Source organism: Binatus sp. (SeqCode) (assembly GCF_035272065.1).
Lineage (GTDB): Bacteria > Desulfobacterota > Binatia > Binatales > Binataceae > Binatus.
Genome location: NZ_DATEQZ010000095.1, coordinates 1 through 8,913, shown reverse-complemented (window position 1 = coordinate 8,913; position 8,913 = coordinate 1). Strand labels below are relative to the sequence as shown.

General features: G+C 60.6%; 9 protein-coding genes, 1 pseudogene and 1 riboswitch. All 10 genes and pseudogenes read right to left on the bottom strand.

Annotated features, from left to right (window positions below; all coding sequences use genetic code 11):
• Positions 1-327 (bottom strand): annotated as a pseudogene (locus VJX68_RS16350) (hypothetical protein); the annotation flags it as partial.
• Positions 328-348: 21 nt separating this feature from the next.
• Entirely contained in the window at positions 349-567 is a 219-nt protein-coding gene (thiS, locus tag VJX68_RS16345; RefSeq protein ID WP_324096786.1) for a sulfur carrier protein ThiS, read from the bottom strand.
• Positions 568-614: 47 nt separating this feature from the next.
• A riboswitch (TPP riboswitch) is annotated at positions 615-719 on the bottom strand.
• A gap of 127 nt (positions 720-846) precedes the next feature.
• The gene (locus VJX68_RS16340) at positions 847-2,385 is read right to left on the bottom strand and encodes a carboxylesterase/lipase family protein (RefSeq protein WP_324096785.1); all 1,539 of its coding nucleotides are present in this window, start codon (positions 2,383-2,385) and stop codon (positions 847-849) included.
• 60 nt (positions 2,386-2,445) lie between these two features.
• A complete protein-coding gene (locus VJX68_RS16335) occupies positions 2,446-4,722 on the bottom strand; it encodes a transferrin receptor-like dimerization domain-containing protein (RefSeq protein ID WP_324096784.1) in 2,277 nt (758 codons plus the stop codon).
• A gap of 5 nt (positions 4,723-4,727) precedes the next feature.
• Positions 4,728-5,726 (bottom strand): glutathione S-transferase family protein, encoded by a 999-nt coding sequence (locus VJX68_RS16330; RefSeq protein WP_324096783.1) that lies wholly within the window; start codon positions 5,724-5,726, stop codon positions 4,728-4,730.
• 43 nt (positions 5,727-5,769) lie between these two features.
• Positions 5,770-6,753: an LLM class flavin-dependent oxidoreductase gene (locus VJX68_RS16325; RefSeq protein ID WP_324096787.1), complete on the bottom strand. Its 984-nt coding sequence runs from the start codon at positions 6,751-6,753 to the stop codon at positions 5,770-5,772.
• A 68-nt stretch (positions 6,754-6,821) separates the two neighbouring features.
• Positions 6,822-7,343: a winged helix-turn-helix transcriptional regulator gene (locus VJX68_RS16320; RefSeq protein ID WP_414643494.1), complete on the bottom strand. Its 522-nt coding sequence runs from the start codon at positions 7,341-7,343 to the stop codon at positions 6,822-6,824.
• Between the two features lie 131 nt (positions 7,344-7,474).
• Positions 7,475-7,738: a hypothetical protein gene (locus VJX68_RS16315; protein WP_324096781.1), complete on the bottom strand. Its 264-nt coding sequence runs from the start codon at positions 7,736-7,738 to the stop codon at positions 7,475-7,477.
• A 274-nt stretch (positions 7,739-8,012) separates the two neighbouring features.
• Complete coding sequence (locus VJX68_RS16310) at positions 8,013-8,189, bottom strand: CsbD family protein (RefSeq protein ID WP_324096780.1); 177 nt, start codon at positions 8,187-8,189, stop codon at positions 8,013-8,015.
• Positions 8,190-8,246: 57 nt separating this feature from the next.
• Complete coding sequence (locus tag VJX68_RS16305; RefSeq protein WP_324096779.1) at positions 8,247-8,636, bottom strand: hypothetical protein; 390 nt, start codon at positions 8,634-8,636, stop codon at positions 8,247-8,249.
• Positions 8,637-8,913: the final 277 nt, after the last annotated feature.

The following is an 8,913-nucleotide window of genomic DNA, read 5'->3' as shown; positions in this document are numbered from 1 at the left end:
CGTCTGCTTGTCGCCGATCACCTCGAGCTTCACCAGCTCGCCAACTCCCACCTCGCGCGCGAGGCGGCAGGTGCGAATCGCCTCGTCAGCCGTGAAGCATCCGGCGGTGTTGGGCAGAATCTGGTAGCCCCTGGGATCGATGAAGTCTAGCAGGCTTTCCTTGGCGCGATCGGTGATGTTCACGCGGCGCACTGCGACCGTCACGATTTCGGCGCCGCTCTCTTCGACGGCGGCCTTGGTCTCGGCGAAGTCGCGATACTTGCCGGTGCCGACGATCAGCCGCGACTTGAATTTCATTCCGCCCAGTTCAAATGAAGTGTCCTGCATATTTTCCTTGCGGGCGGCGACTTATCCGCCGCCGACGAAGTTGATTATCTCGACGTGATCGCCCGCCCTCACAATCGTCGCGTCGTAATTGGCCTTCGGCACGATCTCACGGTTGATCTCGACGGCCACGCGGCCGCGCCGCATGTTCAGCCGCTCGAGCAGCGCGATCAGCGGCGTGTCAGCGCTGAGCGGGTAAGGATCGCCGTTGAGCGTGATTGAAGTTGCGATGGAGTCCGGCATTATTGAGCCGCTTCCCTGATGTGGGAAGCGGCCCAGGCGCAGCCGGAACGTTGCGCCGTTGGCTTCCCTACGCCGGCATCACCCGGATCAGGTTCAAGGGGTTCTCCCGCAGGAGCTCTCAGTGCGTATTATGCACACCCCCAGCCAATGCGACTATACGACTACGGCGAGGAGGTGTCAAAAATACGCGCGCCCCGCCTGCTCGGCATATGACTCCCCGAAATCGCTTGGTGCGCCGGTGGACGAAGGCGGCCTGAGCTTCGTCGTTACGATCGCATCCTAGCGGGCGTCCCAGGCTTGCCGCTCTGCTTGATACGGATCGCTTTCAACGCGGCACCCGTCGTCGAAGATCATCGTGGGACGCCGCTCGGTTGAATACTGAGGCCAATACGGAATGCCTTCGTGATTCGGACTTCCGGTGCGCGCGAACGCGAGCCAGGCACGGCTCATCTTGTCGGCCAGCGGAAATCGCGTCGGCGAATCGCCGGTCAGCCCCGAGCTTTGCACGGTGTCGAAGACGAACGGGATTTCAAGCGCGTGCGGCGATTTGAGCCTGCCGTCAAGCACGGGCGTCTCCCAGGTGAACATGTAGACAAAAACCGGCGCGGCGTGTTGCACGACCTTGCGGTCGGCGGTGACGAGCGACGGCATTCGCATCGCATGGTCGGTCGCGATCGCCATCACGAGATCGCGCAGCGAGTCGTTGGGCCGCGCGCGCCTGTACGGTTCGATGATGCGGTCGGCCTGGTCACCAACGAACATCTGGACCCGCTTGCGCATCGCGGCCTCGTCGAGCTCCTCGAGCCACGGCGCGAATGCAAAGAACAATGTCATCTCATCTTTGTTGGTCCCTATCATGAGCGGCACGTTTGCGGAAATTGCGGGCGCGACCGGCTCGAACGGACCGCCGGGAAGGTACTTGCCGTCGACCACGGGATTGAAACCTACGCGGCGGCGGTTGGAGAAGGACATCATGCTGACCTTCTTGAGGACCGCGGCTTGCGCTTGTGCGAGCTTCGGCGCAGGGAACTTGCGCAGTTCGCTCAGGTTGCCGGCACTGAGTCCCAACTCTCCAAGCAATTGACGCGCAGTCTCGGCAGCGTCGTCGCGGCTGGCCATCTGCACTGCCGGTCCGCTCTGAATGATCGCCTTGTGAAACAGCCCGTGAGCCGCCGGCATCGCCATCAGCACACTGACCTTCGCGCCGCCGCCGGACTCGCCGAAGATCGTGACGTTGCCTGCGTCCCCGCCGAAAGCCGCGATATTGTCGCGGACCCATTTCAGCGCGGCGACGATGTCGAGCATGCCGGCATTGCCTGACGCCGCGAATTCTTCGCCGCCAAACTCGCCCAGGTGCAGATAGCCGAATGCGCCGAGCCGATGATTGATCGTCACGACGACTACGTCGCCCTTGCGGCAGAGGTTGGTTCCTTCGTACCAGGGCGAATCGCCGGAGCCCGAGATGAACGCGCCGCCGTGGCACCAGAACATTACGGGGCGTTTTCGTCCGTCGTTGACGGCGGGAGTCCATACGTTGAGCACGAGGCAGTTCTCGCTCATCGGAGGCAGCTCGCGCCCTGCGAACAGCTTGAGCATCGCCGGCGGCATCGCAAACGCATTCTCGTCCTGCATCGCGCGATTGCCGAATTCAAAAGCGTCGCGAACGCCGGCCCAGGGCTGGAGCTCTCTCGGCGCCGTGAAGCGACCTTCGCCTTCGGGTGATTCGGCGTAAGGGACGCCTCTGAAAACGTTGATGCCGTTATCAGCGCTCCCGCGAATTCTTCCGCAATTGGTTTCGACAACAACCTGTTGCGCCATAGCCGAGTGTCCTCCGAGTCGAAAGAGTTATCGCATTTTGTTATGTGTAAGTCGATCCGATCAGCGGCTGTTGAGCACTGCTGATCCCTGGTTCAGGCGGTCGCTGTAGGCGTTCAGAGCTTCGGCGGTCAGCTTGGCGTAGCGGTTGGCGTCGGACCAGCGGCGGTCTTCGATTGCTTCGCGGACTCCGGGTAGGGTTTTTGCTTCGTATCCCGTGTAGCGGCCGGGGGCATAGACTAAATTCTTGTACCAATCTCGGCCTGGTAGGCCTTCATCGGGTGTTAGGGTTTGGTCTATGGTCAACATCAGGGCTTGCACTCGGGCTAGCTGAGCGCTGGATAGGTGCGAGGAGTTTTTCGCTAGCGCGTCGTCATAGGCCTTGGCGCTGCGCTTCAGGCGATCGACCGCGTCTTCCAGTGCTGCGAACTCGAGGTGTGGAACGCGTTCAAGCGCGGTGGGCAGGCCGCTGGATTTTGTGGGATCGGCAGCTAGCTGGAATGCGTGCTCGTGCAGCAGCTTGGCTTGCGTCTCGGCTTCTTCGCGTTCGTCGTCGGCTAGCTTCTTCACCTGATCAAGATAGTCTGAGACCGCGTTGGCGAAACTGCTTGCGTTTTGGACGGGAAGGTCGGCGTCGGCTACGCGCAGCACTATCCGTCCGACCGTCTTCGCCAGCATCGCGTCGTACACAAAACCGGGATCGACGAAGCGGCTGTGGTGCTCGAAGGTGTCGTAACGTGAGTGATAGACGCCGCCTGAGTGGCCCTCTTCGTAGAAACCTACATCCAGCGCGGGCAAACCGAGATGATCGAGAAAGGCTGAGAAGTCGGAGCCTGAGCCCAGCGCCTCGATAGGTAAGTCCTTGTCCGGGTCCGCCGCGATCTTTGCCTCGGCCCTGGCATGCTCGGTGGCAGTAGGCGCGAGAGCGGCTAAGCGCATTTTCGCGCGCAGCCTATCGCCGATAGGAACGCCGGTCTCAGGATCGATCACATCGGCGGCGACCTGGTTAACCAGATGCTGGAAGTCGTGGCTGCCACCTACACCCAGGAAGCCCCGTTCGTTGGAGTCGGAGTTTATGTATAGGACTCCTTTCTTCTTGAGCTCGGCGGCATGCTCCTCAGCCCATTCGGTCGAGCCCAGGAGCATCGGCTCCTCCGCGTCCCAACTGGCATAAGCGATCGTGCGCTTGGGCCGCCAACCCTGCTTTGCGAGTCCGCCGAAAGCCTTGGCCTCGGCAAGCAGCGCGACTTGTCCCGACAGCGGGTCGGTGGCGCCGAACACCCAGCCGTCATGATGATTGCCGCGGATGACCCATTGATCCGGCCAGGTCGAGCCTCTCATAAAAGCGATGACGTCGTAGATCTGGCGGAGCCGCCAGTCGGACTTGACCGCCAGATGGACTAGCGCCGGGCCCGGTCCTACTCGATAGGTCATAGGCAGTGCGCCGCGCCAACTCGGAGGAGCTACAGGGCCGGTGAGGGCGGCGAGGAAGACCTGGGCGTCGGCATAGGAGATAGGAAGCGTTGGAATCTTCATGATGGTCGGCGCGTCGGAGATCGGCAGGCGCTTGGCGTCCTTTGTAGCACCTATGCCTGGTGTTAGCGGATCGCCGGGATAGAGCCCCATGTCGAGCACCGATCCACGCTGCACACCGCGAGGTGGGCGCATAGGACCATTAGGATAGGTTTCGTCGATGGCATAACCGTCCTGGGCAGGATCGGAGTAGATAATGCATCCGACTGCGCCGTGATCGTACGCGAGCTTAGGCTTCAACCCGCGCCATCCGGCGCCGTAGCGCGCTATGACTATCTTGCCTTTGACACTTACCCCGAGACGCTGGAGCATCTTGTAGTCGTCCTGCATCCCGTAGTTAACGTAAACGAGGCCGGCAGTGACGTCTCCGTCGTGCTGGTAATCAACGTAGGCAGGAAGCGCGGGATCGGTCGCGGTCGCGCTGGAATCGCCGGGGATCGGAGGCTCCTGCAGCGTGGCTTTGAAGGGCTTGGGGCCGACCAGCCCGAGGGTCTCGCTGATAGGTGTGGGATAGAGCACCCAGAAGGTCTCGATGTGGGCGTCCCAGCCCCAGTCCTTGAACCAGGCAAGGATTTGATCGGCGTTGGACTTATCGTGCGGCGAGCTTACGTGATTCGGCTGCGCGGCCAGCAGCTTCATCCAGTCGCGCAGGTCGTCGGGGTGAATGAGCGAGTCGAAGTTGCGTTCGAGCGCGGCTTCGTCGGGCGAGATAGGAGTCGGTGCGGCGAGGGCCGTACTCAGGAAAAGAAGGACTGCCGTCGCGAATGAGATCGCGAGCTTTGAAAAAACTTTCGATTTGCAGGGCACGCGGCTCAGGCGCGCAATCCCGCGAGGCAGCCAGTAGCGTCAAGGATCGCATCGAGCGCGCGCTTGTCGCTGAGGGCTTGGTACTTTTCGCGCAGCGTGGCGAGCGATTTGGCGTGATACTTCTGCGGCTTCTGGGTCCAGGTGCGGCCGCCTAGCTCTACGCTGAATTCTTCCCGCCCGTTGGCTATCGCTGACGCGTTGGCCACTGTCCATGGCATGAACAGTCCTCCTACCTGGCGCTCTAGTAGCGGCGTCAACGTCGGAGCAAGACTTGACCACGGCTCGAAGTCGCCTTCGGCTCGCGGCCATAGCATGCGATGGATCCATGCGAGCAGGTTTGGCGTGGTCGCGTTGATGATCGCGCCAGGCGTCGGATCGGTCCATGCGTTGTAGAGCTGCCCCCACATCGCGAAGTCGGCGAACGCGGGGCGATTGCCGAACAGGTAGGCACGTTTGGCAAAGTGAGGTTCGAGGATCGTGAGCGTGTCGCGGAAGGAGTCTTCGATTTGCGGAGCGGTCTGGGGATTCGAGCCGACGAAAGAGACGCGAGGAACCATGCGCTCGCGAACCATCGCGATTCCGTTGGCGAGCTGCGCTTCGTCAACTGCCGGCATCATTGAGCGTGCGATGCGCCCGGCGGCCGAGAGAATGTCGGCCTCGCGCGCCCATCGATAGTGGAACATCCACTTGTTGCCCCATTCGTCGCCGAACTCCTCGAGCAGTACTGAAATAAACCTGACGGTTGGTTCGGTTGGGTGAATCGAGGGCTCGGGGTGGAGCGCCTCGACGTATTCGATTATAGGTGTGGAATCCTGGATGCCCTTGTTGTCGGGGGTCACGACCAGGGGCACGAGCGGAAGCTTCTGGTACTTCTGATACTCGCCCTCGGTGTCGAGACTCCGCGGAATCCATCGGTGGGGAATTCCCTTGTAGCGGAAGTACGAACGGACCTTCACCGAGTAAGGTGAGAGCTCGATGCCGTGGAGGTGATATTCGCTGGCCATCGGATTGTCTCCTTTCAAAGTCAGGAAATTTTCTTCTTCGCGACTAAACAGATTGTCTGGCTGACTTGAGGACCGGCAAAACTTCCCTCGCGAAGAATCCCAGGTGTTGCATTTGGTCGGCAGGCGCTACATCTGCGCCGGGGCCAACGATGATCAGATGATCGAGACTGAGTTTGAGCAGCTCCTCGAAGCGCTTCACGCAATGCGCGGGAGGTCCGGCGATGGCGAACCGATCGACAAACGCGTCATCGATGAATTGAGCATGGCCGGCGTCTCCTCGCGCGTGGCGGGACATATCGTACTTCTCACCGATTTTCTGTGCCACCGCGCGATCATCGGGGCGCATCCCCGCAGTCGAACCGCGGGACATGCCCGAAAAGTGCGCGATCGTCCCGACGGTCCCGCGCGCCATCGCACGCGCACGGGCAAAATCGGGATCCACTACCACGTTTAGAAATGCGCCGAGCTTAAGCGTCGACGGATCCAGCCCGGCCTGCTTGCGGGCCTGTCGGGCGTGGTCTGCGGCCCAGGCAAGCCGCTGGGGATCGGCGCCGACAGCAAACGTTACTGACTCTGCCAGCGTGGCGCCGACCTCGATCACGCGAGGTCCGGTGGCCGCGACGTCGACCGGGACCTTCGGCAAAGTGCCTCGCGCGATCCACTCGTTGCGGCTGCGATAGCCGTTGTTGAGCGTGACCTCCTCACCACGGAGAAAGCCCTGTACCTGTGAAATGTAGCGCGCGAAATCTTTGCTCGACGGCGCTCGCTCGCCAATCTTGGCGACGGCGGAATCGCCTCTGCCGATTCCGAGCACCGCACGTCCACCGGACTCGGCCTGAACGGTCGCGATCGCCGAAGCGGTCACCGCAGGATGACGAGTCACCGGATTGGTAACAGCCGTGCGAAGCTTCAGGTGTTTGGTGGCGTGAGCCGCGAGGCACAGCTCGGAGTAGGGATCCGCTGCCAGATTCTGAGTGTCGACAATCCCGATGCCATCGAAGCCGCTCTCTTCAACCATTCGCGCCATCTGCGCAAAGGCTCCAGGAATCGGGAAGGTGATCATCCAGATTTCAGGATTGTTTTTATTCATGGGAATCAGCCCCGGTAGTGTGCAAAATGGGCGGGAACCTGCACTGGTTGAAACGTCCGCCCTGGCAATCCGCGATGTTTGAGTGCAGGGCCGGGGCGCAGGCTCATTTCGCGCGGCACTATCTTCTCGTCGCAACTTGGACAAGTGAGGGCGGTCTTGATCGCGCGACCGCAGTTCCGATGAACCAATTCAATCGGCGCGCCGGCGCGACCAGCCATCCAGCGGTCGCCCCAAGTGTTCAGCACGACGATCAACGGAAAGAGATCGATGCCTTTCTCGGTCAATCGATACTCGAAACGGCGCGGACGTTTCTCATATTCGACCCGCGCCAGGATTCCGTCGCGGACCAGCTTGCCAAGGCGATGAGACAGGCGATGAGGCGTCAGGCCCAGGTCCTGCTGCATGGCGTCGAAGCGGCGGATGCCGAGAAACACGTCGCGCACGATCATCATCGTCCAGCGGTCACCGACGACAGAGAGTGCGCGGGCAATCGAGCATTCGACAGTGTTGATTTCATTCCAGCGCACGGTGGTTTCCTTGACCGGACAGTAGCTTCCAAAATAGAAGTTAGTCAAGCCAACTCAAGCATCACGCGCCGCCTGGAACCCCGCTGTCGCCAGCGGATCGCCGTCTCGCGCTGTAGGATGGTGCTTTTTGCTCAGTACCCCTTCTCTGGGATGGTTGTGGTCTTGTTAGTGTCGGTCTCCGGACCATGGCAGGCTGCGACCTGATCCACCGGGGCACTCAAGTTTGATGCGATCTGAGCGTCGGTCTGTCCGGCCTTCACCTGCTGTTTCACAACATCGCAATCGACCGGAACATTCGACGTGGAGAACATCGAGCACCCGGAAAGTCCCGCGGCCACGATCAACACTCCCGATGCGGCTGAGATCCAAAGTTTGTTGCGTACCTTTCGCTGCATGATTCTCCTCCCGGTTGAATCGGAGTCCCTGTTCGGTTTCCCCAGATACCACACGTCCACAGACACAATCGCGCATTCTTATCATTTGTCGCTGAACTGCGAAAGTAAGGCTGCCGCTGTCAAAACTTGAGCGCGCGGCGTTGCGGGCCACGCGACATATCGCGCATTGAGGATTGCGAGGTTGATAGGCGCAGCGCGGCTGGCCTACGGCATTCGGCCGTGTGTAGGTCACGGAAGGAGGGCAAGCAGGTTTGCTCGGCCGGGTGCGAACTTTCTAGCGCTTGGCGTGATTGACAGCCGCGACCGCCTTGTCGATCGTCTTTCCGATGACGTCTTTGACATTGCCGGCGGCCTGATCCATCTTGCCGCGATCTTTCAGCTTCTTATCATTAGTCAATACGCCCGCCGCTTCTTCGACGCGCCCTTTAACTTTGTCAGTCGTTCCATTCATTAGTCATTCTCCTTTTGCTGAACTGAAATTTCGATATAGTACGAGTTTACTTGCTAACTACAGAGCCAGAGGCGCGACTATCACCGGTATGAGCAGCGGTCCGCCTGACAAGCTGCGGTCTAGTGCGCCGATGCGGCCCCAATCTTCACGCTGCCAGTGCTCGAGAATCACGCGCATTGACCACCAGACCAGGACGAAAACGATCAGCGATGCGACCACGGTGGGAATTGCGCCGTCGAGGCTGAAAACTTCCTGGTAGTGGCCGGACACGTTGCGGCGCAACGAATCCGTCTCGACGAGGCGTCCCGTAACGGGAGTGAGCGCGTTGGCGACAAAGCTGGCAAAGGTTGAGTACGCCAGGCCGGCGGTCAATCCGGCGAGCAAGCTCAATTTTTCGGCTCCGGCCGATAGATTGGCGCGGTCAAGTTGGCTGCCAGGTTGTGCCATACGGCCTCCTCAAGCCTTGCGATCGTACGAATATCGTTGGTCTAGCGGAACGTGGTCAAAGGCGAGCGAAGGGCCACTGTCAGGCTTGATCAAGCCGGGACTCGACTCTTATATCGATTCCGGCTCTCTCTAGCTTGAACTAGTGGCCTGTAACGGTGACATTGGTATCGGATTCTTGTATCATGAGGCATGCTTGCAGGAGAGTTTTGCTTGACGCCGAGTGAGCGCAGGGAGCTGCGGGATAGGCTGCGCTCGCGCACGCTGCCGGCCGAGGATG

Coding starts and splice junctions, on each gene's coding strand:
- thiS (WP_324096786.1), bottom strand. CDS start 567: ATGCCGGACTCCATCGCAACTTCAATCACGCTCAACGGCGATCCTTAC.
- VJX68_RS16340 (WP_324096785.1), bottom strand. CDS start 2,385: ATGGCGCAACAGGTTGTTGTCGAAACCAATTGCGGAAGAATTCGCGGG.
- VJX68_RS16330 (WP_324096783.1), bottom strand. CDS start 5,726: ATGGCCAGCGAATATCACCTCCACGGCATCGAGCTCTCACCTTACTCG.
- VJX68_RS16325 (WP_324096787.1), bottom strand. CDS start 6,753: ATGGCGCGAATGGTTGAAGAGAGCGGCTTCGATGGCATCGGGATTGTC.
- VJX68_RS16315 (WP_324096781.1), bottom strand. CDS start 7,738: ATGCAGCGAAAGGTACGCAACAAACTTTGGATCTCAGCCGCATCGGGA.
- VJX68_RS16310 (WP_324096780.1), bottom strand. CDS start 8,189: ATGAATGGAACGACTGACAAAGTTAAAGGGCGCGTCGAAGAAGCGGCG.
- VJX68_RS16305 (WP_324096779.1), bottom strand. CDS start 8,636: ATGGCACAACCTGGCAGCCAACTTGACCGCGCCAATCTATCGGCCGGA.